This window comes from Amycolatopsis nivea (assembly GCF_004522235.1).
GTDB classification, from domain to species: Bacteria; Actinomycetota; Actinomycetes; order Mycobacteriales; family Pseudonocardiaceae; genus Amycolatopsis; species Amycolatopsis nivea.
In genome coordinates this window covers 18,603-40,968 of the sequence record NZ_SDLT01000037.1, presented here as the reverse complement: position 1 = coordinate 40,968, position 22,366 = coordinate 18,603, and the positions used below count along the sequence as shown (strand labels likewise).

The 22,366-nt window shown below is 70.1% G+C and carries 24 protein-coding genes; 3 read left to right on the top strand and 21 right to left on the bottom strand.

Annotated features, from left to right (window positions below; all coding sequences use genetic code 11):
* Nucleotides 1–159: 159 nt before the first annotated feature.
* Nucleotides 160–636 carry a murein hydrolase activator EnvC family protein gene (locus tag EIZ44_RS45770; protein ID WP_240690880.1) on the top strand — a complete coding sequence of 159 codons (477 nt, stop codon included), beginning with the start codon at nt 160–162 and terminating at the stop codon, nt 634–636.
* A gap of 205 nt (nt 637–841) precedes the next feature.
* Here the strand turns inward: EIZ44_RS45770 and EIZ44_RS33795 are convergent, their stop codons facing one another.
* The 19 genes from EIZ44_RS33795 to ffh form a co-directional block, all read right to left on the bottom strand.
* Nucleotides 842–1,690: a FliA/WhiG family RNA polymerase sigma factor gene (locus tag EIZ44_RS33795; RefSeq protein ID WP_037810464.1), complete on the bottom strand. Its 849-nt coding sequence runs from the start codon at nt 1,688–1,690 to the stop codon at nt 842–844.
* Between the two features lie 109 nt (nt 1,691–1,799).
* On the bottom strand, nt 1,800–2,819 hold the full coding sequence (locus EIZ44_RS33790; RefSeq protein WP_240691487.1) for a tyrosine recombinase XerC: 1,020 nt from the start codon (nt 2,817–2,819) through the stop codon (nt 1,800–1,802).
* A 51-nt stretch (nt 2,820–2,870) separates the two neighbouring features.
* A complete protein-coding gene (dprA, locus tag EIZ44_RS33785; RefSeq protein WP_051728739.1) occupies nt 2,871–4,043 on the bottom strand; it encodes a DNA-processing protein DprA in 1,173 nt (390 codons plus the stop codon).
* Nucleotides 4,040–4,255 (bottom strand): hypothetical protein, encoded by a 216-nt coding sequence (locus tag EIZ44_RS44935; RefSeq protein WP_037810308.1) that lies wholly within the window; start codon nt 4,253–4,255, stop codon nt 4,040–4,042. Before EIZ44_RS44935 ends, dprA begins: the two co-directional genes overlap by 4 nt.
* 395 nt (nt 4,256–4,650) lie before the next feature.
* Nucleotides 4,651–6,162: a YifB family Mg chelatase-like AAA ATPase gene (locus EIZ44_RS33775; RefSeq protein WP_134668063.1), complete on the bottom strand. Its 1,512-nt coding sequence runs from the start codon at nt 6,160–6,162 to the stop codon at nt 4,651–4,653.
* Nucleotides 6,162–6,542, bottom strand: coding sequence for a YraN family protein (locus EIZ44_RS33770; protein ID WP_037810446.1), 381 nt, complete (start codon nt 6,540–6,542; stop codon nt 6,162–6,164). The genes EIZ44_RS33775 and EIZ44_RS33770 overlap by 1 nt, the downstream gene beginning before the upstream one ends.
* Before the next feature lie 246 nt (nt 6,543–6,788).
* Nucleotides 6,789–7,112, bottom strand: a complete 324-nt coding sequence (locus EIZ44_RS33765; RefSeq protein WP_003096226.1) for a DUF2469 domain-containing protein — start codon at nt 7,110–7,112, stop codon at nt 6,789–6,791.
* A complete protein-coding gene (locus EIZ44_RS33760; protein WP_051171578.1) occupies nt 7,109–7,897 on the bottom strand; it encodes a ribonuclease HII in 789 nt (262 codons plus the stop codon). The genes EIZ44_RS33765 and EIZ44_RS33760 overlap by 4 nt, the downstream gene beginning before the upstream one ends.
* 95 nt (nt 7,898–7,992) lie before the next feature.
* Nucleotides 7,993–8,919: a signal peptidase I gene (gene lepB / locus EIZ44_RS33755; RefSeq protein ID WP_037810276.1), complete on the bottom strand. Its 927-nt coding sequence runs from the start codon at nt 8,917–8,919 to the stop codon at nt 7,993–7,995.
* A 31-nt stretch (nt 8,920–8,950) separates the two neighbouring features.
* The gene (gene rplS, locus EIZ44_RS33750) at nt 8,951–9,319 is read right to left on the bottom strand and encodes a 50S ribosomal protein L19 (RefSeq protein ID WP_009074470.1); all 369 of its coding nucleotides are present in this window, start codon (nt 9,317–9,319) and stop codon (nt 8,951–8,953) included.
* Nucleotides 9,320–9,512: 193 nt separating this feature from the next.
* Entirely contained in the window at nt 9,513–10,259 is a 747-nt protein-coding gene (gene trmD, locus EIZ44_RS33745) for a tRNA (guanosine(37)-N1)-methyltransferase TrmD (RefSeq protein WP_134733167.1), read from the bottom strand.
* Nucleotides 10,260–10,263: 4 nt separating this feature from the next.
* Complete coding sequence (locus tag EIZ44_RS33740; protein WP_134733165.1) at nt 10,264–10,971, bottom strand: hypothetical protein; 708 nt, start codon at nt 10,969–10,971, stop codon at nt 10,264–10,266.
* Nucleotides 10,972–10,981: 10 nt separating this feature from the next.
* The gene (gene rimM / locus EIZ44_RS33735) at nt 10,982–11,497 is read right to left on the bottom strand and encodes a ribosome maturation factor RimM (RefSeq protein ID WP_037810270.1); all 516 of its coding nucleotides are present in this window, start codon (nt 11,495–11,497) and stop codon (nt 10,982–10,984) included.
* Between the two features lie 25 nt (nt 11,498–11,522).
* On the bottom strand, nt 11,523–11,762 hold the full coding sequence (locus tag EIZ44_RS33730) for an RNA-binding protein (protein WP_003103110.1): 240 nt from the start codon (nt 11,760–11,762) through the stop codon (nt 11,523–11,525).
* On the bottom strand, nt 11,759–12,202 hold the full coding sequence (gene rpsP / locus EIZ44_RS33725; RefSeq protein WP_037810269.1) for a 30S ribosomal protein S16: 444 nt from the start codon (nt 12,200–12,202) through the stop codon (nt 11,759–11,761). The genes EIZ44_RS33730 and rpsP overlap by 4 nt, the downstream gene beginning before the upstream one ends.
* A gap of 166 nt (nt 12,203–12,368) precedes the next feature.
* Nucleotides 12,369–13,160, bottom strand: coding sequence for a CPBP family intramembrane glutamic endopeptidase (locus EIZ44_RS33720; protein WP_037810267.1), 792 nt, complete (start codon nt 13,158–13,160; stop codon nt 12,369–12,371).
* Nucleotides 13,161–13,248: 88 nt separating this feature from the next.
* The gene (locus EIZ44_RS33715) at nt 13,249–13,971 is read right to left on the bottom strand and encodes a CPBP family intramembrane glutamic endopeptidase (protein WP_043827770.1); all 723 of its coding nucleotides are present in this window, start codon (nt 13,969–13,971) and stop codon (nt 13,249–13,251) included.
* Nucleotides 13,972–14,228: 257 nt separating this feature from the next.
* Entirely contained in the window at nt 14,229–15,302 is a 1,074-nt protein-coding gene (locus EIZ44_RS33710; RefSeq protein WP_134733163.1) for an amidohydrolase family protein, read from the bottom strand.
* Complete coding sequence (gene ffh / locus EIZ44_RS33705; protein WP_037810264.1) at nt 15,299–16,840, bottom strand: signal recognition particle protein; 1,542 nt, start codon at nt 16,838–16,840, stop codon at nt 15,299–15,301. The genes EIZ44_RS33710 and ffh overlap by 4 nt, the downstream gene beginning before the upstream one ends.
* Nucleotides 16,841–17,049: 209 nt before the next feature.
* Here ffh and EIZ44_RS33700 point away from each other — a divergent pair, with 209 nt between their 5' ends.
* Together EIZ44_RS33700 and EIZ44_RS33695 are read left to right on the top strand one after the other, a co-directional pair.
* A complete protein-coding gene (locus EIZ44_RS33700; RefSeq protein ID WP_134733161.1) occupies nt 17,050–18,843 on the top strand; it encodes an ABC transporter ATP-binding protein in 1,794 nt (597 codons plus the stop codon).
* A 9-nt stretch (nt 18,844–18,852) separates the two neighbouring features.
* Complete coding sequence (locus tag EIZ44_RS33695; protein WP_037810262.1) at nt 18,853–19,305, top strand: MarR family winged helix-turn-helix transcriptional regulator; 453 nt, start codon at nt 18,853–18,855, stop codon at nt 19,303–19,305.
* Between the two features lie 199 nt (nt 19,306–19,504).
* Here the strand turns inward: EIZ44_RS33695 and EIZ44_RS33690 are convergent, their stop codons facing one another.
* Both EIZ44_RS33690 and EIZ44_RS33685 read right to left on the bottom strand, forming a co-directional pair.
* Entirely contained in the window at nt 19,505–19,882 is a 378-nt protein-coding gene (locus tag EIZ44_RS33690; protein WP_037810443.1) for a hypothetical protein, read from the bottom strand.
* Between the two features lie 180 nt (nt 19,883–20,062).
* Nucleotides 20,063–22,366 (bottom strand): [protein-PII] uridylyltransferase, encoded by a 2,304-nt coding sequence (locus EIZ44_RS33685; protein ID WP_134733159.1) that lies wholly within the window; start codon nt 22,364–22,366, stop codon nt 20,063–20,065.

Sequence of the window (22,366 nt, the reverse complement as noted above, 5' to 3'; positions counted from 1 at the left end):
CGAATCTCGCTGCCCTGCGATTTCAGCTGGGGTCACCCACCCCTGCGACTGGCCGGAGCAGGCGGCGAACTCCCGACGTTCGCCCCGCGCAGCCGCAAAGTCACCCGAACGTGGCTGATCCTCGCGACGGTCTTGACCTTGTCCGCGGGCTCAGCAGCCCTGCTCCACTCCCGAGCCGACGCCGCGCCCCTCCAGCCCGTTCCGGAAGAACCCGGACGGCTGGCCTGGCCCCTGACGCCCCGCCCGCACGTCACCCGCAACTTCGAACCGCCCGCGACCCTGTTCGGCCCCGGTCACCGAGGCGTAGACCTGGAAGCCGCCGCCGGACAACAAGTGCTGGCTGCGGACATGGGAGTGGTGGTCTTCGCCGGTCAGGTCGCGGGACAAGGAGTAGTCGCCGTCGACCACGACGGCGGCCTCCACACGACCTACCTCCCGATCACCCCGACAGTCGCCGCCGGAGACCAGATCTACCGCGGCCAGCCGTTGGGAACCGCCATCCCCGGCCACCCCGGTTGCCCGACCGCCACCTGCCTGCACTGGGGAGCCCGCCGCGGCATGGAATACATCGACCCGCTCGCCTTGGTCGGCACTCCCAGCCGAGTACGCCTCAAGCCGTGGGCGGAAGGCCCGTGACACCAAAGCAGCCGTCGCTAGCGGCCGATCGATCCGAAGGAGGTCACTAGGGTCAAACCACCGACACATCGACCGTGGTCCGCCGCCGCGTCGACAGTGGTCCGCAACCACCGCCGCGTCGGCCCGTGGTCCGCACCGACCCCGCCTGAGCACCGGACAAGCCTTGCGAACAAGACAATCGATGCGCCGGTTGCGGATCCAGGGGTCAGCCGCTGGGCTGCTCCATCAGCTTGGCGCGCAGTCGCATCACCGCGCGGGTGTGCAGCTGGCTCACGCGCGATTCCGTGACTCCCAGGACCTTCCCGATTTCCGCCAAGGTCAGGCTTTCGAAGTAGTAGAGGCTGACGACGATCTTGTCCCGGTCGGTCAGCTGCGCGATGGCTTCGGCGAGCTGGCGGCGGTTGTCCTGGTCCACGAGGACGGCCACCGGGTCGACCGCGCCGTCGTCGGGGAGGGTGTCGACCAGCGAACCGGCGTCTTTGCCCGCGGTGACAAGGTCTTCGAGCGCGACCACGCTGGTGAGGCGGAGCTGGCCGTAGAAGTCGCGCAGGTCGTCGAGGCTGATGCCCATTTCGCCGGCGAGTTCGGCGTCGGTCGGGGTTCGGTGCAGGCGGGCGCCGAGGCGTTCCAGGGCGCGGGCCGTTTCCTTCGCCTTGCTGCGCACGGCGCGCGGGACCCAGTCCTGGGAGCGCAGGTCGTCCAGGATGGCGCCGCGGATGCGTTGCATCGCGTACGTCTCGAAGCGCAGGCCGCGTTCCGGGTCGAACTTCTCGATCGCGTCGACCAGACCGAAAATGCCTGACTGCACAAGGTCGCCGACGTCTACGTGCGTAGGCAGACCGGTGCCGACCCGGCCCGCGACGTACTTCACCAGCGGTGCGTAGTGCAGCACCAGCCGGTCGCGCGACGTCTGGTCCGGTTTGTCGGCGAACTGCTGCCACAGCGCCTGAATCCCCGCGTCGACGTCCTGACCAGGACGACCGTCCCCGTTGACGGCGTCCTGCACGCCGGGGCGTGCCGCCCCGGCTTCCGTGACCTGCGATGTGGAAGTCATTGCACGGTCGTTCTCGGCGTGCTGCTCAGTGTTGTCTCCGTGCTCGTGCGGATGCGCGTGCGCCGACGGTTCGGCCCTGCCGTCCCCGGCCGAGCCTCCGCCGGCCGCGTCAGGCCCGCGGGTGTGCTCGGTCATGGATCGCCTTCAGCCGATCGACGGTCACATGAGTGTAGAGCTGGGTCGTGGCCAGCGTAGCGTGACCAAGCAGTTCCTGAACGCTCCTGAGATCGGCACCTCCTTCGAGCAGATGCGTCGCGGCGGAATGCCTTAGCCCGTGCGGCCCCATGTCCGTTGCGCCCGGCACCGCGGCCACCGCCTCGTGCACCACCCGGCGCGCCGCGCGCGGGTCGAGACGCTTGCCGCGAACGCCCAGGAAAAGCGCCGCCGGCGGCGTTTCCCCAGCCAGCGCAGGCCGTCCGTCCTCCAGCCACGCGGTCAGCGCCTCGGCCGCCGGGACGCCGAACGGAACCGTCCGCTCCTTGTCTCCCTTGCCCACCACCGAAACCACGCGGCGGGAAAAGTCCACGCTGCCGACGTCCAGTCCGCACAACTCCGACACCCGAATGCCGGTTGCGTACAGCATTTCGACCAACGCGCGGTCACGCAGAGCGACCGGATCCCGTTCGGCTGCCCCTTTCGCGGAGGCGTCCATGAGCGCGTCGGCCTGCTCGGCGCGGAGTACCCCGGGCAAGGTCCGGTGCGTGCGCGGCGCGGCCAGCCGGCCGCCCGGGTCCGACTTCAGCAAACCAGTGCGGTGCGCCCAAGCCGTGAAGGTGCGCGCCGCCGCGGCGCGGCGCGCGAGGGTGGTGCGCCCGGCGCCGTCCGAGCACTGCCCCGCGAGCCACGCGCGCAGCTGCGTGACGTCCAAGTCCTCAAAGCGCCGCGCGGGACGGTCGCCCTCCCCCACGGTCAGGAACGCCAGCAGCGAAACGACATCGCCGACGTACGCGCGCACGGTGTGCGGCGACAGCCCACGCTCCAGCGACAGATGCCGTTCGTAACCGGCCACCACCGATTCGGCGGACTCCGGCAATTCGGCGCGAAGTGCACGAAGATCGGGTCGTGGCGGGCGTTTCCGGTGTCCACCGGGACGCGGGACCGCGTCCTTGCGTGCACTCGCTGACGGCATGACGATTACGCTGCGCGAACCATCGCCATTGGTCAAGCATCGCCACGCCCATCATCGGTTGGCCGTTCGGACTATCTGCCGCCAGCCGGTCTCGCCGCGCACCGCGAAACCGTCGACTTCCAGTGCGGGCAACAAGGCGCGAACTCGGGAAACAGGCACTCCAGCGCTTTCCGCTACCTCTTCCGGAGCCCGGCCAGCCCGCGGAAGCAGCGCGTCGTAGACCCGTGATGCCTCCGGACCGAGATTGTCCGTGGGCCGCCGACTCGACTCGGCCGCGGGAGCAGCGGTGCCGAACCTGCCCACGGTTTCGAGCACCTCGTCAACCGAAGTGACCAACGTGGCTTTGCAGTCCCGGATCAGTGCGTGGCAACCGGCTGAACTGCCAGAATGCACTGATCCCGGCAACGCCATCACGACCTTGCCCAGCGCACCCGCGATAGTGGCGGTGTTGCGCGCACCACTGCGGATTCCGGCCTCTACAACGACTGTGCCGTCGGTAAGACCTGCGATAAGGCGATTCCGCACCAGAAATCGATGGCGCGCGGGCGGGGTCTTCGGCGCGTACTCGCTGACGATCGCACCGCCCTCGGCGACGATGCGGTCCAACAAGCCGCTGTTCCCAACCGGATAGGAGTAGTCGACAGCGCAACCGAGGAGCGCGACCGTGATCCCGCCGCCGCTGAGCGCGCCTCGGTGGGCGGCGGCGTCGATGCCCAGGGCAGCACCGGAGAAAACCGGTACTTGGCGGGTTGCCAAGGCGTGGCCGATCTCGACGGCGTTGTGCAGGCCGTAGTCCGTGGCCATCCGAGCGCCGACGACCGCCACCGCGCGGTCCGCGACTTCCGCCAGGCTCGCGTCGCCGCGCACCCAGAGCCCGAGCGGTGCCGCCACGTGCTTCACACCGTTTCCGGTTGCTACCGCTAGCGACAGCAGTGGCCACGCGGGCCATTCGTGGTCTTCGGGAACCACGAGCCGGGCACCGGCTTTGGCGGCTGCCTCGAGATCTTGTTCCGCGATCGTGGATTCCCGCCGCGCGGCCGTTTCGCGGAGAACCTTCTCGGGACAGTCCCCGGCCCGGACGCGCTCGGCGGCCGCGACCGGGCCTTGTTCGCCGACGAACTCCAGCAGATGCGGTGCCGGTGGTTCCGCGACGCCGAGCAGATACGCGCGGGCGAGGCGTTCGGAGTCGGTTGCCGCGGTCTGGTCCTCGACAGCGATGCTCACGCCGCACCTCTTCGGCTGCCGGGGTTTTCGGGGCGGACGACGGCGAGGTGGCGGTGCAGCGCCAACCGTTCTCGGACCCGGACCGGATCGTGTTCGGGGCGGACTTCCCGGTGCCGGACCGGATGCAGATGCCGGACGATCTTGTGCTGCGGCGTCTTCGGCCTGCGGTGCCGGGTGCGCGGGGACGAGGACGGGATGGCTCGGTGGGACATGGTGCTTTCCTTTCGTTGGGATTCCGGACGGGCAGGCTTGCCGGTCCGAGACTGGGGGCCACGGCCGCGACTGGGCTGGGCTGGGCTGGGCTGGGCTGGGCTGGGCTGGGCTGGGCTGGGCTGGGCTGGGCTGGGCTGGGCTGGGCTGGGCTGGGACGCAGGATTGCGGATCTAGGAGTTGGGACATCTGGTCCGGACATCGGCGAGAAAGCGCTGGGCGGAGCTCCGGGGATCGCCAACGTCAGCGCGCATGGCCGCTTACTCGGCCTGTTCGCCGGGCACGGCTGAGCAGACGGCAGAACCTCTTGCCGGAGGCGGACCCTGCACCGAAGCGAGCTGATACCTGCCGAAGTTTCCTGGCACTCGCCTTGGGCAGGCTCGGCCTACGGGGTGGATCAGCCGGTTTTGCGTTCTCGGAAGTCCAGGGCCGCGGTGACGTGGTCGGTGTCGGGTTGGGGCAAGGCCGCCAGGTCGGCCAGCGTCCAGGCGATGCGCAGGCATCTGTCGGCTCCTCGGGCGGTCAGCAAGCCTCGGTCCAGGGCTCTGTCTAAAACCGCGGTGGCGGGGGGTGGCAGGGCGAAATCTCGGCGCAGGATCGGGCCTGGGACTTCGGTGTTGGACTGCCAGCCGTGTTCGTGCCAGCGGTGTTTGGCTCTTTCGCGGGCGGCCAGGACGCGGGCTCGGACGGTCGAGGACGGTTCTGGGGCGGTGGATTGGTGGGCGGAGATCGCAGTCAGAGGGCGTAGGCGGACGCGGAGGTCTACTCGGTCCAGGAGAGGGCCCGAAAGGCGCGACAGGTAGCGGCGGCGGGTGGGTACTGAGCAGGTGCAGTCGGTTTCTCGCGGTGGGGCGCAGGGGCAGGGGTTGGTGGCCAGCACCAGTTGGAACTGGGCGGGATAGCGGACGACGCCCTTCGCGCGGGCGATGCGGACTTCGCCTTCTTCCATGACGGTGCGGAGCGAGTCGAGGCGTTGGTTGCCGAATTCGCAGGCCTCGTCTAGGAAAAGGACGCCTCGGTGGGCTCGACTGATGGCACCCGGAGCCGCTAAGCCGGTGCCGCCGCCGATTAGGGCTGGTGGGCTGATCGAGTGGTGTGGGGCGACGAAAGGCGGGACTGTTACCAGGGGCGATGACTTGGACAGGGAGCCGTCTACTGAGTGGATGGCGGTTACTTCCAGGGACTCGGCTGGGGAGAGGTCGGGCAGCAGGCCGGGGAGGCGTCTGGCCAGCATGCTTTTGCCTACGCCAGGCGGGCCGGTGAGCAGGAGGTGGTGGCCGCCTGCTGCGGCGACTTCCAAGGCCCATCTGGCTTCTGGTTGGCCTACTACGTCGGCCAGGTCGGGGACTTCTACTGGGGCGGCGGCTGCGGGAGCGGCGGGTGGTTCCAGGTCGGCTTCGTCTTTGAGCCAGGCGATGAGTTCTGCCAGGCGGGTTACTCCGGAGACTTCCAGGCCGTCTACCAGGGCGGCTTCTACCAACGACTCGGTGGGCACGACGGCGCGTTCGTGGCCGGCGGCTTTGGCTGCCAGCAGGCCGGGGAGGACGCCGCGTACGGGGCGGATTCGGCCGTCCAAGGCCAGTTCGCCCAGCAGGATTGTGTGCAGGAGTTTTCGGGCTGGGACGGCACCGATGGCGGCTAGGACTGCGGCGGCGATGCCCAGGTCGTAGCCGGAGCCCATTTTGGGCAGGTTGGCGGGAGACAAGGCCAGCGTGATCTTGCCGTCGGGCCAGGATTGGCCGGAGTTGCGGACTGCGGAGCGGACGCGGTCTTTCGCCTCGCGGAGGCCGGCGTCGGGCAGGCCGACCAGGGTGACTCGGCTCAGGCCGCCGCCTAGATCGGCTTCGATTTCCACTACGCGGCCTTCGATGCCGAGCAACGCGACGGACCAGGTTTTGGCGTGTGGCATCAGAAAGCACCCACCAGGTGCCGGACGACCGGCTCTTCTCCGTCGGGGGCGTAGACGGTCACGACGTCGTAGCGAATGCGGCACCAACCGACTCGATGTTCCTTGAGCCAGCGCATCGCGGCTCGGTGCACGCGGTCGATCTTGTCCTGTGTAACCGACTCGGCGGGAGTGCCGTATTCGGTGCTCGAGCGGGTTTTGACCTCGCAGAAGATCACGCGGTCGCCCTCGGAGAGGACTAAATCCAGTTCGCCCTCGCGGCAGTGCCAGTTCCGGCTGAGCAGGACCATGCCGGCGGCCTGCAGATGCCGGGCGGCGAGGTCCTCGCCCCAGCGGCCGAACGTCCGTCGCCAGGCCGCGCCGGGGTGCGGGCCGTCGTTCATGGTGTCCCCCTCGGACAGCGTGAGCACCGTCGATCACGGTGCGTGTGCTTTCACGATCGCAGCGTGATCAAACGCTGCGCCAGGGGGATTCCGAGCAACTGTGGATAAGCCGGGGGTTGTGGATCAAGCGCTGGTCTACGGGCGAGAAAACCGGCGGATTGTCGGTGCGGTGTGCGTGAGGGCAGAGAACGACGAAGGCCACCCGGGCAGGTGCCGGGTGGCCTCGTGGTGAGAGAAAAGCGGGGGTCAGCCCGAGAACGGACCGTCCTCGGGGAGCCGCAGGTCGGGCTTGTCCAGTTCTTCGACGTTGACGTCCTTGAAGGTGATGACCCGGACGTGCTTCACGAACCGGGCGGGGCGGTACATGTCCCACACCCAGGCGTCCGACATCCGCACCTCGAAGTACACCTCGCCCCCGCCGTCGCGGACCTGGACGTCCACCGCGTTGGCCAGGTAGAACCGCCGCTCGGTCTCCACCACGTACGAGAACTGGCCCACTATGTCGCGGTACTCGCGGTACAGCGAGAGCTCCATCTCGGTCTCGTACTTCTCGAGATCCTCTGCGCTCATGAAATCCGCGCCCCTCCTCGCATTCGTCCTGCTCCGGCGGCGGAGCGTTCATTCTTACCCACCGAGCGGCCCGGGGCACGGACCGGCCCGCCCGCTTTTTCCAGGGCATTCTCCAGTGCAGCGTAGGTGAGCACGACCGGATGCGGGGCAGTGAGTCCGTGTGCGAGGGCGACAGTGGCGACATTCGTGTAGGACCAGCGGTGCGCCGGGCTCGGGCCGTGCTCACTCAGCGCAGCCAGATGGTCCGAGGTGCTGTAGCCCTTGTGCACGTCGAAGCCGTACGCCGGCAACTCTTCGTGCAGGCCGGCCATGATCCGGTCCCTCGTCACCTTCGCCAGGACCGACGCCGCCGCGATGCTCGCGACGCTGCGGTCTCCCTTGATCACCGCGACATTCGGCGCGGGAATGCCGGGGACCGGGAAGCCGTCGGTGAGGACGTACCCGGGATGCGTGCGCAGTCCGGCGACGGCGCGGCGCATGCCTTCCAGGTTCATCACCCGGATGCCGAGCAGGTCCACCTGCTCGGAGGGGATGACGATCACCGAGTAGTCGAGGGCGCGTTGCAGGACCCGGTCGTAAACCCGGTCCCGGGCCTTCGCGGTGAGCATCTTCGAATCGGTCAGCTCGGGCAGGCGCGCGCCGTCGCCGGGACGGAGCACGCAGGAAGCCACCACGAGCGGGCCCGCGCAGGCTCCGGCGCCGGCTTCGTCCACGCCGGCGACCGGGCCGAGGCCGCGTCGTTCGAGTGCGCCTTGCAGACCCCAGAACAGCTCGCCGCGCACCACGGCACGGGGCGGGCGCAGCGGTTCCGCCGGAGTGCGGGGAGGAGGGAGAGTCACCGAAACACCACCCGGGAGTCGCGGACGACGGAGCGCACCGCTCAGCGTCTCCGGCCGGCCGCCTTGCGGAGGCCTGCCTTCAACCGGCGTCCGACGAAGAGCGTCGGCACCGCGGTGGCGAAACCGATGCCGAGCGGCAGCCCTTGCTGCCACGCGGGCGCGCCGAGCGCGACCGGCTGGGCGTTCTGCTGCGGATTGTGGTCCGAGATCCCGCCCCAGCGGCTCGGCGGCAGCACGATGATGCGGGCCTTGCCGATGACGTCGTCGACCGGAACCGCGCCGTTGGGCCCGCCGCCGCCCTGATAACGCGAGTCGGCGGAGTTGTTGCGGTTGTCGCCCATCACCCAGAGCGCGCCCTGCGGGACCTTCACTGGGGCGAACGACTCCTGCACGCGGTGGTTGTCGTCTTCCCAGTGGATGTAGGGCTCGTCGAGGGCCTTGCCGTCCACGATCACCCGGTTGCGGTCGTCGCAGCACTGGACGGTCTGGCCGCCGGTGGCGATGACGCGCTTGACGAAGTCCCGCTCGTCCGGCGGCGCGAAGCCGACCAGCGAGCCGAGACCGCGCAGCGCGCGCACGACGATGTTGCTCGACTCCTGCGGCGCGATCTCGTTCTCGGTCCACGCGGGCGGGCCCTTGAACACGATCACGTCCCCCGGGGAGGGGTCGGTGAAGTCGTAGGTGACGCGGTCGACCAGGATCCGGTCGCCGGTGCAGCTCGGGCAGCCGTGCAGCGTGGACTCCATGGACCCCGACGGGATCATGTAGACCTTGGCGAGGAACGCCTGGATCAGGATCGTGAGCACCAGGGCGATCACGATCAGGATCGGCAGTTCCTTCCAGAACGACCGCTTTTTCGAGGACTTGCCCCGCCGGTGCGACCCCCGACGCCCGCCGGACCGTTCCTGGTCCTCCTCCGGGCGTTCGGGGCCGTCCTCATCGGCGTTCCGCGACACAGGTTCGACCACGTCGCCAGGCTACCGGTAACCGGCTCGTCACTCAGGAGGCGGAGGTGGTCTCGCGGTTCTCGCGGCGCTCCTTGATCTTGGCCTTCTTGCCGCGCAGCTCGCGCAGGTAGTACAGCTTCGCCCGGCGGACGTCGCCGCGCTTGAAGACCTCGACCTCGGCCAGGTTCGGCGAGTGCACCGGGAAGGTGCGCTCGACGCCCACGCCGAACGAAACCTTGCGCACGGTGAAGGTCTCCCGGATGCCGCCGCCCTGACGGCGGATCACGACGCCCTGGAAGACCTGGTTGCGCTCGCGGTTGCCCTCGATGACGCGGACGTGCACCTTGAGCGTGTCGCCGGGGCGGAAGTCCGGGATGTCGGAACGCAGTGACTGCGCGTCCAGCGCGTCCAGGGTGTTCATCGGTGGTCCGTCCTCGTATTCGTGTGGCTTACGTACAGCTCGAGCGCGCAGCGGATCACTGCGACTAGCCCGGGGCTGATGGCATTCACGGTTGGCATCGCGACTGAACCGCCGCTGTGAGCGCATGTAAAGCACCACGCGTCACGCCAACTAATCCATTATGGCAGAGGCCCCCGGAGACCTCGCACGGGGCCTATCCGGGCTGGTCGTCCAGCCCTTCGAGGACCTCGCGGTCCCGCTTGTCCAGGCTGCCCTCGGGCAGCCGGTCCAGGAGATCCGGCCGCCGCTGGGCGGTGCGAGCCAGCGCCTGGTCGCGCCGCCAGCGGTCGATGAGCGCGTGGTTGCCCGAGCGCAGCACGTCCGGCACCGCCAGGTCGCGCCACACTTCCGGGCGGGTGTAGCTGGGGCCTTCGAGCAGGCCGTCGGAGAACGAGTCCTCGGCCGCCGAGCGCGCGTTGCCGAGCACGCCCGGCAGCAGCCGGACCACGGCCTCGACGATCACCAGCACCGCGGCCTCGCCGCCGACCAGCACGTAGTCGCCGATGGAGACCTCGTCCACCGGCATCCGGCGGGCCGCGTCGTCGACGACCCGCTGGTCGATGCCCTCGTACCGGCCGCAGGCGAACACCAGGTGCTTTTCCTCAGCGTAGGCGTGCGCCAGCTCCTGGGTGAACGGCTTGCCCGCCGGGGTCGGGACCACGAGCCGGGTCCCCTCGCCGCACACGTCGTCCAGCGCCGGGCCCCAGATCTGCGGCTTCATGACCATGCCGGGGCCGCCGCCGTACGGCGCGTCGTCCACCGCGCGGTGCACGTCGTGGGTCCAGTCGCGCAGGTCGTGCACGCCGACCTCGATGAGGCCGCGGTCGATCGCCCGGCCCAGCAGCGCCGCGCGCAGCGGGTCGAGGTACTCGGGGAAAATGGTGACGACGTCGATGCGCAAGCGGTTACCAGTTCCAGTACTCGGTGGCCTGGGCGTGCCACGGGCTCGGGACGTCCTGGTCGATCGCGAAGGCCATGCCCAGCCCCTTCGCGATCTTGATGCTGCGGTGCAGGGTCTTGCGGATCGGCGACCCGGCGGGCAGCCCGTTGTCGTCCGACCACGTCTCGGTCTGCGTGACGCAGGTGCGCGCCCCGAAGCGGGCGTTCGAGCACGGAGCGGGCGCGCCCCACGTCTGCAGGTGCTCGAAGTGGACGACCTTGCCCGAGCTCTTCTCGGTGATCGTGCCGCGCGCGACGAGCCGGTAGTCGGTGGACGGCACGGTCCAGCGCACGTAGTGCTGGCGGCCGCCGTCGGACGGGATCGGCGTGCAGGTGGAACCGGTGCACGCGAGTTCTTCGGTGACCCGCTCCGTGTAGTACGTGCCGTTGCCGTCCCAGCCGTCGATCAGCACCCAGTCGCCGGAGCGGACGAAGTGCTCGGCGGTCGCGGGCGGCCACGCGACCGGGTCGCCCCAGGTGATCTGCGATTCGGTGGCCGACTGCGGCGACCACGCCCATTGGAACGCCTTCTCCCCCGGCGGCGCGTACTGTCCGGCGCTGCGCTGGAACATCATCGAGAAGTCGCCGTACACCGGCGAAGCGGCCTGCGCGGGCGGCGCGGCGAAAGCGGTGGCCAAAACGGCTGCGAAGACAGCCTTCGTCCAGAACTTCACGAACTCCCCCTCAGTCAGCGTCGAGGAGGCCTTCGGGCGGATCGAGCACGACCCGGCCCCCCGCGACGTCCACCACCGGAACGATGGCGCGGACGAAAGGTACCAAGACCGAGCGTCCGTCATGATCGAGTTCGAGCAATTCCCCGGCCGGCGAGTGGACCACCTCGACGACCTTGCCCACGGCCGTCCCGTCGGCGAGTTCCGCGCGAAGCCCGGCCAGCTCGTGGTCGTAGAACTCGTCCGGGTCGCCGGTGGGCGGCAGCGAATCGGTGTCCGCCAGCAGCAGGGCGCCGCGCAGGGTTTCCGCGACGTCGCGCGTGAGCACTTCCTCGAAACGCACCAGCAGCCGCCCGCTGTGTTCGCGGGCGGCTGCGATGGTGAGTTCTCTCGTGCTGCCGTCGCGCAGCTTCGTCGTGACGACCGCACCGATCGCGAACCGCTCCTGCGGCGAATCCGTGCGCACGTCGACCGCGAGCTCGCCGCGGATGCCGTGCGCCTTCGCGATACGGCCGACTACGACGTCCATACCTGACCGTTTCCGAGAATCCGGGTCAGCGATCGGTGTCGACGACGTCCACGCGGACGCCTCGGCCGCCGATGCCGCCCATCACGGTGCGCAGAGCGGTCGCGGTGCGCCCGCCCCGGCCGATCACCTTGCCGAGATCGTCGGGGTGGACGTGCACCTCGAGCGTGCGGCCACGACGCGTGGTCAGCAGCTCGACCCGGACCTCGTCCGGGTTGTCGACGATCCCGCGCACCAGGTGCTCGAGGGAGTCGGCGAGGAAGCTCACTCGGACTTCTCGCCCTCGGCAGCCTCGGCCTTGTCGGCTTCGGCCTTCTTCGGGGCCGACTTCTTCTTCGGCGTGACGGCCTCGGTGGAGGGCTCCTCGCCCGCCGCGGCCAGCGCCGCGTTGAACAGGTCCTGCTTGGACGGCTTCGGCTCGGCCACCTTCAGGGTGCCCTCGGCTCCCGGCAGGCCCTTGAACTTCTGCCAGTCGCCGGTGATCTCGAGGATGCGCTGGACCGGCTCGGTCGGCTGCGCGCCGACGCCCAGCCAGTACTGCGCCCGCTCGGTGTCGACCTCGATGAAGCTCGGCTCTTCCTTGGGGTGGTACTTGCCGATCGTCTCGATGGCCTTGCCGTCCCGGCGGGTGCGCGCGTCGGCGATGATGATGCGGTAGTACGGCGCACGGATCTTGCCGAGGCGCTGCAGCTTGATCTTGACGGCCACGGGTGTGGGTACTCCTCAGTGCTGTGTGGTGCAGGGCGCGCGCGAAACCCGTGGGGACAGGCTCGCGACGCCCGGAGGTCAGGAGCTTCCACACGGCGAGAGGGTCCGGCGGAAGCGGGCAAGCGAACATTCTGCCAGATGCCGTCGTTGTGCCTGCGCAGGGGCCTCAGAAGGACGCGAGGCCGAGCGCGCCGAGCAGGATCGCGACGGCGGGCAGGAAGTTGTTGACCGCGTGCGCGACGATGCTGCCCGCCAGCCGTCCGGTGGACAGCCGGGCCAGCCCGATCGGGATGGAGATCACCAGCAGCAGCGTGGTGCGCAGCGGTTCCAGGTGGCTGGCCGCGAAGACCGCGGTGGACAGCAGGAACGCGGCGACCCGGCCCCAGCGCTCGCTGCGCCACTGCAGCCGCTCGACCGCGCCCCAGAGCAGGCCGCGGTAGATGATCTCCTCGCAGATCGGCCCGAGCAGCCAGAGGTAGCCGAACATCACCGCGGCGGCGGGCACGGACATCTTGCGGTCGTCGACCAGCGCGCTGATCGCCGACGTCGCGTCCGCCGTGCCGACCAGCTGGGTCCACACGTAGGCGCTCAGCGAGGTGAGCACGAGGCCGAGCATGCCGAATTTGAGCCCGGTCCAGACGTCCGCCCAGCGCCATTCGAGCCGCAGGTCGAGCTTCGGGCCGTTGCCGCGCACGACGGTGATCAGCACCGCGACGCCCGCGGCGATCATGGTGGGCAGCATCGTGCCGAGCAGCACCGTGCCGATCGGGAGCGGCTTGCCCGGAGCCGTGGGGCCGGCGAGCGCGCCGATGAACGCGGCCGACGCCAGCAGCACCGCCTCGACCAGCAGGAACGCCCCGAATCCCCAGCGATGCGCCGGGAACGCGGTCGGTTCGGCCACCAAGTCCTCCGGGGAGAGCGCGCGGGAGAAAGGTTCACGGGGCTGTGATGTGGTCACGCCCGCCTCCCCGTGCTCGCTCTGCTCACCGGTCGAGCCTAGCGGCCGAAATGGTTTCGCACAGTACTCGGCCGGTCACCGGTTTCCCTCAATGCCCGGTGAAGAGAAGGACGGCGGGCGGCAGGTTGTTCGCCGCGTGCGCGAGCACGCTCGCCGAGGTCCGGCCGGAAAAATGCCGCGCCAGCCCGAGGACGAGGCCCTGGCCGAACAGCGCGATCGTGCGCGTGGTCTCGCCGTGCAGCAGCGCGAACACCAACGAGGTGAGCACGAGCACCACCCACGGCGGGATCCGGTAGTGCAGCAGGGCGTTCCACAGCGCCCCGCGCAGCAGCAGTTCCTCGGTGAGCGGGACGGCGACCACCAGCACCAGAGCGGTCGCGATCAGCCAGACCGGGCTGCCGCCGGACACGTCGGGCAGGTCGGTGAGCGGGCTGTCGGACACCTCGTCGCCGCCGAAGACCGCGATTTCGGCGGCGTTCAGCACGAAGCCGACGACGAGCGCGAGCAGGCCGCAGGCAAGGCCGATGCGGAGGTCGCGGCCCCGGGTGCGGAGCCCGAAGTCGCGTTCGAGGCCGGAGCCGTACCGCAGCGAGGCGGTCGCCGGGCCGAGGCCGAGGACCAGGTTCGGCAGGAACGCCAGCAGCAGCAACGGTCCCGCGTACGCCTCGACCGGATCGTCGTCGCCGACGTGCCGGTTGAACGCGGCGGCGGTGAGGAGGGTGACGAGGTAGTAGCCGGCTACTCCGAAGAAGAACGCGGCGAAAGCCCAATGGGCGCCCAGGATTCGCTTTCCCCCACCGTCTTCGGCCACGGGTTCACGCTATGTGGCTGGGGCGTGGCGCATCGAGGCGGGGTCGTCTCGCGCTCCTCGACCGGACTGCCCCTCGCCCCGGCGCGGACGCGAGGTCCGTGAGGGTCGCCTTGAGGGAATCTGATTCCCTCAAGGCGACCCTCACGGACTTCTGCGGAGCGGGAAGGCCACTGGGCCACCTCGTGCCCCGACGGGTATCGCATGCAACGAACGCCACATTGGGTGCGTTCAGCGCAACCAATGCCACATTGGGGTGGTCAGTGGAAGACCGTGCCGCCCAAGACAATGTGGGTCGGGTGGTGCAGGGCGGCCAGGTCGGCGCGCGGGTCCTCGGCGTAAACGATCAGGTCCGCTGGGGCGCCGTGTTCGATGCCGGGGTGGCCCAGCCATTCGCGCGCCTCCCAGGAAGCGCTCGCGAGAGCCTGCGTACGCGACATGCCCGCGCGGTGGAGCGCTTCGACCTCGTCGGCGATACGGCCGTGCGCGACCATGCCGCCCGCGTCCGTTCCCGCGAAGACGCGTACGCCCGCTTCGACCGCTGAGGACACCATCTCGCCCACACCGGCGTGCAGCGCGCGCATGTGGGCCGCGTACGTCGGGTACTTGCCTGCCTTGTCCGCGATGCCCGGGAAGTTCTCGATGTTGATGAGCGTGGGCACCAAGGCGACGTCGCGGCGCGCGAGCTCGGCGAGCTGATCCGGCGACAACGCGGTGCCGTGCTCGAGGCAGTCGATGCCCGCGCCGATCAAGCCTGGCAGCGCTGCTTCGCCGAAGACGTGCGCCGTGACGCGTGCGCCGAGGTCGTGGGCGATGCGGATGGCTTCAGCCAGCACGTCGTCCGGCCAGAGCGGCGCGAGGTCGCCTTGGCCGCGGTCGATCCAGTCGCCGACGAGCTTGACCCAGCCGTCGCCGTCGCGGGCCTGTTCGGCGACTGCTTCCGGCAGCAGGGCCGGGTCGTCCAGTTCGATCGCGAAGCCGGGGATGTACCGCTTCGGCAGCGCCAGGTGGCGTCCGCAGCGGATGATCGTGGGCAGGTCGGCGCGCGATTGCAGCGGGCGGACGTCCAGCGGCAGGCCGCAATCGCGGATCAGCAGGGTGCCCGCGTCGCGGTCGGTCGCGGCCTGGTCCGCCGCCTCCTCCACCGACAGTCCGCCGCTCGGGCCGAGGCCAGGGTGGCAGTGCGCGTCGACGAGCCCGGGGACCACGAATCCGCCGGTGGACAGCGTTTCCGCGCCGGGAACCGGCTCGAAGGACAGCTTTCCGTCCTGGATCCAGAGGTCACGCGGTTCGCCGTCGGGCAGGACGGTTCCGTGCAGGTGCAGCGGGCTCAATTGTTCTTCGGGTCCTTCGGCAGCTTGAACTTGGACGGGTCGAAGCCGGGCACGTCGTTCATGCCGCCGAGCTGCGACAGGTCCGGCATCCCGCCGGGCATTCCGCCGCCGGGGGGCAGCATCGGCATGCCGCCGGGCATCCCGCCGCGCATCCTCGGCTGCGTGGGGCCCTTCTTGCCCTTCTTCCCCTTCTTGCCCTTGCGGTTCTTGCTCCCGCCGCCTCCGCCGCCGAAGCCGAACCGGCCCGCCATCTGCGCCATCATCTTGCGCGCCTCGAAGAAGCGGTTGACCAGGTCGTTGACCTCGCGGACGGTCACGCCGGAGCCGTTCGCGATGCGCAGCCTGCGCGAGCCGTTGATGATCTTCGGGTCGGCGCGCTCGGCGGGCGTCATGCCGCGGATGATCGCCTGGAGCCGGTCGAGCTGCTTGTCGTCGACCGCGGCGAGCTGGTCTTTCATCTGGCCCGCGCCGGGCAGCATGCCGAGCAGGTTGCCGATCGGGCCCATCTTGCGCACCGCGAGCATCTGCTCGAGGAAGTCCTCCAGCGTGAGCTGCCCGCTGGTGAGCTTCTGCGCGGCCTGTTCGGCCTGTTCCTGGTCGAAGTGCTGTTCGGCCTGCTCGATCAGGGTCAGCACGTCGCCCATGCCCAGGATGCGCGAGGCCATCCGGTCCGGGTGGAACGTGTCGAAGTCTTCGAGCTTCTCGCCGTTGGACGCGAAGAGGATCGGCTGGCCGGTGACCTCGCGGACGGACAGCGCGGCGCCACCGCGGGCGTCGCCGTCGAGCTTCGTGAGCACCACGCCGGTGAAGCCGACGCCGTCGCGGAACGCCTCGGCCGTGGTGACCGCGTCCTGACCGATCATGGCGTCGACCACGAACAGGACTTCGTCCGGCTGCACGGCCTCGCGGATGTCCGCGGCCTGCTTCATCAGCTCTTCGTCGACACCGAGGCGACCCGCGGTGTCGACCACGACGATGTCGTGCTGCGCGTGCTTGGCCTCTTCGATCGCGCGGCGGGCGACGTCGACCGGGTCGCCGACGCCGTTGCCCGGCTCCGGCGCGAACGTGACGACACCGGCTCGCTCGCCGACGACCTGCAGCTGGGTGACCGCGTTCGGCCGCTGGAGGTCACAGGCGACCAGCATCGGCGCGTGGCCCTGCTTCTTCAGCCACATCGCCAGCTTGCCGGCGAGCGTCGTCTTACCAGCGCCCTGGAGACCCGCGAGCATGATCACCGACGGCGGGTTCTTCGCCAGGTTCAGCCGCCGCGTCTCGCCGCCGAGGATGCCGACGAGCTCCTCGTTGACGATCTTCACGACCTGCTGCGCCGGGTTCAGCGCCTGCGAGACCTCGGCGCCCTTCGCGCGGTCCTTGATCTTCGCGATGAACGCCTTGACCACCGGGAGCGCGACGTCCGCTTCCAGCAGCGCGATGCGGATCTCGCGCGCGGTGGCGTCGATGTCGGCGTCGGACAGCCGGCCCTTGCGCGAGAGCGACTGCAGGGCCGAGGTGAGCCGATCGGAGAGGGTGTCGAACACGGGGGTGCACGCTCCAGCTGGGTCGAAAGTTCGCGTGCCGGGCGGTGCTCGGCACCCCCGGCATCTTCCGAGGGTAGCCGCCCCGGCCACCCGGCCTTCACGGGTACGGGAAGGGTACTACGCATGCGCGTATTAATTGTCCCCACGACAACAGCTCAACCACGCGAAAACCGCTCGACCAGCGTCGGGAATTAAGTAAACATAGGCGTATGACATCAGCTACGGCCCGGCGTCCGACGCTCGCCGAACCGGCAGGGGACGAGGACGACCAGGTCCCGTTCCGCCGCATCGCGGGCCTCTTCCGGCCGCACCGGCGGGCGCTGGCCGGGCTGTGCGCGCTGCTGGTCGTGCAGGCCGGGCTGGGCGTCACCTCGCCGTTCCTGCTGCGCGAGATGCTGGACGACGCGCTGCCGCACCGCGACGTCCTGCTGGTCAGCCTGCTGGCGGCCGGGATGATCGCCGCCGCGCTCGGGTCCGGCGCGCTGAGCGTGCGGACCACCGGGCTGTCCAACACCATCGGCCAGCGGGTGATGAACGAGCTGCGGGTCGCGGTGTACAGCCATCTGCAGCGGATGTCGCTGGGCTTCTACACCCGGACCAAGACCGGCGAGGTGCTGTCGCGGGTGTTCAACGACATCGGCGGCGTGGACAACGTCGTCACCGGGACCGCCGCGTCGATCGTGCAGAACGGCACGACAGCGCTGGCGATCGCGGTGGCGATCCTGGTGATGGACTGGCAGCTGGCGCTGTTGTCGCTGGTCGTCGTGCCGTTGTTCCTGCTGTTCACGCTGCGTCTTGGCGGCAAGCAGCGGAGGCTCGCCCGCGGCCGGACCCGGCGGATGGCGCGGCTGACCACCATCGTCGAAGAATCGCTGTCGGTCACCGGCGTGCTGCTGGCCAAGACGATGGGCAACGCGAAGCTGATGCGCGACCGGTTCGCGGCGGAATCGCGCGAGGTCGCGGCGCTGGAACGCAGTGCCGCGCTGGCCGGGCGGTGGCAGCGGGCGGCGCGGTCGATGAGCCTGACGATCATCCCGGCGCTGGTCTACTGGGCGGCCGGGCTGGAACTCGCCGGGGGCGCGGCACCGATTTCGCTGGGCACGGTCGTCGCGTTCACCAGTATGTTGAACCGGCTGCTCGCGCCTGCGACAGCGATGCAGACGGTGGGCCAGAACGTCTCGTCGGCGAAGGCGTTGTTCGGGCGGATCTTCGAGGTGCTCGATCTGCCGGTGGAGATCGACGACCGGCAGGGCGCGCGGACACTGCATCCGAGCGGCGGGGCGGTCTCGATGCGCGGAGTCTCGTTCCGCTACGACGACGAGGGGCCGTGGACGTTGCGCGATATCGATCTCGACGTGCCCGCGGGGACGACGACGGCGTTGGTCGGGTCGACGGGTTCGGGGAAGACGACGCTCGCCTACCTGGTCGCCCGGTTGTACGAGGTGACCGAGGGAAAGGTGTGCGTGGACGGGACGGATGTCCGGGATGTCACGCTCGCGTCGCTGGCCGCCGGGGTCGGGCTGGTGTCGCAGGAGACGTATCTGTTCCACGCGTCGGTGCGGGAGAACCTGCGGTTCGCGAAACCGGACGCCACCGACGAGGAGCTGGAGAACGCCGCGAAGGCCGCGCACATCCACGACACGCTGGCCGCACTGCCGGAGGGATACGACACCGTCGTCGGGGAACGCGGCTACCGGTTTTCCGGCGGGGAGAAGCAGCGGATGGCGATCGCGCGGATCCTGCTGCGCAATCCGCCGGTGCTGATCCTGGACGAGGCGACGAGCTCGCTGGACAACCGCACGGAACGCGCGGTGCAGGCGGAACTGGACCGGCTCGCCGCGGGCCGCACGACGATCGCGATCGCGCACCGGCTGTCCACTGTGGAGCACGCGGATCAGATCGCGGTGCTGGACACGGGACGGATCGTCGAACGGGGAACGCACGCGGAGCTGCTCGCCTCCGGCGGCAGGTATGCCGCGCTGGTGCGGGGAGAAACCGCCTAATGTGGCCGCATGGAGACCGAACCCGACGCGCACCGGGCCGACGAGCTGGCGACGCTGGCCCGGACGGTGCGCGAGGGCGTCGGGCGGCTGAACTGGCGGATGCGCTCCGAGGCGGGCTCGCCCGCCCCGGGACCGGCCGTGCTGGCGGTGCTGTCGCGGCTGTACCGCGGCGGCACGCACACGCCGGGCGAGCTGGCCGAGGCCGAGCGGATCCATCCGCAGTCGCTGACGCGGATCCTGGCCTCGCTGGCCGAACGCGAGTGGATCACGCGCACCCCGGACCCGGCGGACGGGCGGCGGTCGCTGATCGAGATCACCCCGGCCGGGCTGCGGGAACTGCGCACCTACTCGATCGCGCGGGAGAACTGGCTGGCCGCGGCCGTCGAACGGACGCTGAGCCCCACCGAACAGGAACTGCTCCGGCTCGCGGCCGGGCTGCTGACGCGGATCGCGGATTCCTGAGGCCCGGGAGTTCCGGGGCGGCCGCTCCCCACGGCCGTCCCCGGAACCGTGGCGGAAGAGCTCACCTCCCCAGGAGGCCTTCCGCCGCGGGCACGCGGAGCGGTTCCCCCTCGGCCGCCCGGCGTTGGGGAGAAGTCTGCCGTCCGGGGGCGGGCGCGCGGCAGCGTGAAGTCCCCCAATCCGGACTGAGTAGGACTACTCAAACGCGGGTGTCGGGTCCCGCGGAGTCGCTCGCGAACTCGAAGAGCGGTTCGGCGTCGGCGAGTTCCTCGGCGGAGCAGCTGACCGCGCAGGCGGCGGCTTGCAGGACCTCGGTGAGGACCTCGACCTCGGACGGCGAGACCGTGGCGAGCGCGGGGTTGCGGACGTCCATGCGCCCGGCGAGACCGGCCAGGGCGTGGGACAGCGCGTGCTGCCCGGCGACCAGCTGGGTGACCACCTCGGAGAGTTCGCCGAGGGTGGCGGCGGATCCGTCGCCGCGGAGCAGGGCGGAGAGTTCCTCGGCGCAGGTGCGGAGGTGCCCGGCCACGACGGTCGGGGGCAGCGAAAGCTCCGGCAGGTTCTCGTGCCCTCGCATCGCGTTCACCTCGCCCCTTGCCCGGACCTGCCATCCTGCCATCGGAACCGGGGTCGGCGCCGCCGACACCCCGGACGGGTGAGCCCGGATGGCGCAATGCGGCCGGGTCTGCCCTGGTCATTCGTCCGTGAAGGGCTCCTTGACGGAATCTGATTCCCTCAAGGAGTCCTTCACGGACGGTCAGGAGACCGCAGCCAGGACGGCGTCGGTGATCGCGGTGCGCCACGAAGGGGTGACATGGCCGGAGCGCGGCGAGAGGGCGAACGAGTCGACGACGGCGCCGCCCAGGGTCGCGGCTTTCGCCCAGTGGACGTCGGCCTCCGCGCGGCGCAGGGCGCTCGCCACGCGGAACAGCAGGCCGATCCGGTCGGCGGCGCGCAGTTCCAGCACGACGGCGTCGGGACCGCTCGTTTCGTCGTCGAACCAGCGCACCACCGGCTTGACCACGACCGGCGACGCGGTCGCGTAGTCGCGTTCCTTCGCGGCCAGCCGCTGGGTGAGCGGCATCGTCCCGGCGACCGCGCGGGCGAACTGTTCCCGCAGCAGCGCGGGATCCGGCAGCGATCCGAACTTCGGCGACGCGGTGAACACGCCCGCCCGGCCGTGATGCTCGCGCAGGACCGCCGAGTGGACTTCCAGGGAGTTCAGCGCCAGCACGCCGGCCGCGGGAGCGAGCAGTTCGCGGTCCGCAGGGACGGCCAGCAGCACCGTGACGACCTTGCCGTGTGCGGAGATCCGGATTTGGCCGACGCCGGTCCGGGTGGCTTCGGCGACCAGCTCGCGTTGGTCGTCGTCCAAGGGCTCCGGCGGCGTGAAACCCTTGCCGTGCACGGCTTCCTCGCAGCCGCTGACCAGCTCGGCGAGCAGGCGGTCCTTCCAGTCGGTCCAGACGCCGGGTCCGGTGGCCAGCGAATCGGCGCGGGTGAGGGCGTGCAGGAGTTCCAGCAGGACGACGTCGCGGTCCAGGGTTTTCACCACGCGCGAGATGGTCGCGGGATCGCCGATGTCGCGTCTGGTCGCGGTGTGCGGCAGCAGCAGGTGGTGGCGGACCATCGCGGAGACCGTCGCGACGTCCGCGGGCGGCAGGCCCAGGCGTTGCGCTACCGAGGCGGAGATCTTCGCGCCCAGTTCGGAGTGGTCGGCGTCGCGGCCCTTGCCGATGTCGTGCAGCAACGCGCCGATCAGCAGCAGGTCCGGCCGCGACACGGTGGTGGTCAGTTTCGCTGCTTCGACGCACGCCTGGACGAGGTGCCGGTCGACGGTCCATTGGTGCACTGGCGACCGCGGCGGCAGGTCGCGCACGGCGCCCCACTCCGGGAACAGCCGGGCCCACAGACCGGTGCGGTCGAGGGCTTCGACCGCGTCGACCAGTCCCTCCCCCGCGCCCAGCAGTTCGACGAGGGCGTTGCGGGCGTCGTCCGGCCATGGTTCGCGCAGTTCCGGGGCGGACTCCGCGAGGGTGCGCAACGTGCCTGGTGAGATGGGTTTTCCGGTCCGAGCCGAGGCCGCTGCGGCACGGAGCAGAAGCGCGGGGTCCCGGGCGGGGAGTGCGTCTCGGGCCAGCGCGACCTCGTCGCCGTGCAGTACGACGCCCTCCGCCAGCGGGCGGCGAACCGGGCGTCGGCCGAAGAGTGGACGCGGTTGCTCCACAGTGGACCGAAGAGCGACATCGACGGCGTACGCGATGGTTCGGCCCGCGCCGGAAAGCTTGCGCGCCAAGGCGAATCGGTCGCCCAGCTCCAGTTCGTGCGCTACGACGTCGGCGTCGGCCGCGCTGAGGATGTCTCGTTCGCGACGTGCTTCGCGGCGGAGTTCGGTGCGGACGTCGAGCAGGAGTTGCTTGGCTGCCAACAGTTCTTCGCCCGGTCGCGCGGTGAGCTGTCCGGCCGCGAGGGCTTCCAGCACGCCGAAGTCGCGAAGGCCGCCGCGGCCGTGTTTCAAGTCCGGCTCGGCGGATTGGGCGATCTCGCCGCTGCGCCGCCATCGTCCGTGGACGGATTCAGCCAGCTCCGGCAAGCGTTTGCGGGCGGTGCGCCGCCACTGGTCGCGGGCGGCGGACGCGAGGCGTTCGGTGAGGCCCGGGTCTCCGGCCAGGTGCCGGGCGTCGAGCAGACCGAGCGCGGTACGCAGGTCCTCCGCGGCGACTTTCAGCGCCTCGCCGGGCGTGCGGACCGAATGGTCGAGGCCGACCCGCGCGTCCCACAACGGGTACCACAGCGCGTCGGCGATCTCCCCGACCTGGTTGTTTCCGTTGTGCAGCAAGACCAAATCGAGATCGGAGTACGGCACGAGCTCGCGCCGCCCCAACCCCCCTACGGCGACCAGCGCGACACCTGGGTCCGCGGTGTCGACGCCGGCCGCCGTCGCTCCTTTCCCGAGCCAGAACTCGTAGAGATCGACCAGGGAGTTCCGCAGCGCGGGCGCTCCGTGCCGTCCTTCGAGCAGCAGCGCAGTGGCTCGGGCGAGTTCGCCCCCGTCGGTCAT

Coding starts and splice junctions, on each gene's coding strand:
- EIZ44_RS33700 (WP_134733161.1), top strand. CDS start 17,050: ATGACATCAGCTACGGCCCGGCGTCCGACGCTCGCCGAACCGGCAGGG.
- rimM (WP_037810270.1), bottom strand. CDS start 11,497: ATGGACGTCGTAGTCGGCCGTATCGCGAAGGCGCACGGCATCCGCGGC.
- EIZ44_RS44935 (WP_037810308.1), bottom strand. CDS start 4,255: ATGTCCCACCGAGCCATCCCGTCCTCGTCCCCGCGCACCCGGCACCGC.
- EIZ44_RS33685 (WP_134733159.1), bottom strand. CDS start 22,366: ATGACCGACGGGGGCGAACTCGCCCGAGCCACTGCGCTGCTGCTCGAA.
- EIZ44_RS33775 (WP_134668063.1), bottom strand. CDS start 6,162: ATGCCACACGCCAAAACCTGGTCCGTCGCGTTGCTCGGCATCGAAGGC.
- EIZ44_RS33765 (WP_003096226.1), bottom strand. CDS start 7,112: ATGAGCGCAGAGGATCTCGAGAAGTACGAGACCGAGATGGAGCTCTCG.
- EIZ44_RS33690 (WP_037810443.1), bottom strand. CDS start 19,882: ATGCGAGGGCACGAGAACCTGCCGGAGCTTTCGCTGCCCCCGACCGTC.
- EIZ44_RS33795 (WP_037810464.1), bottom strand. CDS start 1,690: ATGACTTCCACATCGCAGGTCACGGAAGCCGGGGCGGCACGCCCCGGC.
- EIZ44_RS33790 (WP_240691487.1), bottom strand. CDS start 2,819: ATGCCGTCAGCGAGTGCACGCAAGGACGCGGTCCCGCGTCCCGGTGGA.
- EIZ44_RS33770 (WP_037810446.1), bottom strand. CDS start 6,542: ATGAACGACGGCCCGCACCCCGGCGCGGCCTGGCGACGGACGTTCGGC.
- rplS (WP_009074470.1), bottom strand. CDS start 9,319: ATGAACACCCTGGACGCGCTGGACGCGCAGTCACTGCGTTCCGACATC.
- EIZ44_RS33695 (WP_037810262.1), top strand. CDS start 18,853: ATGGAGACCGAACCCGACGCGCACCGGGCCGACGAGCTGGCGACGCTG.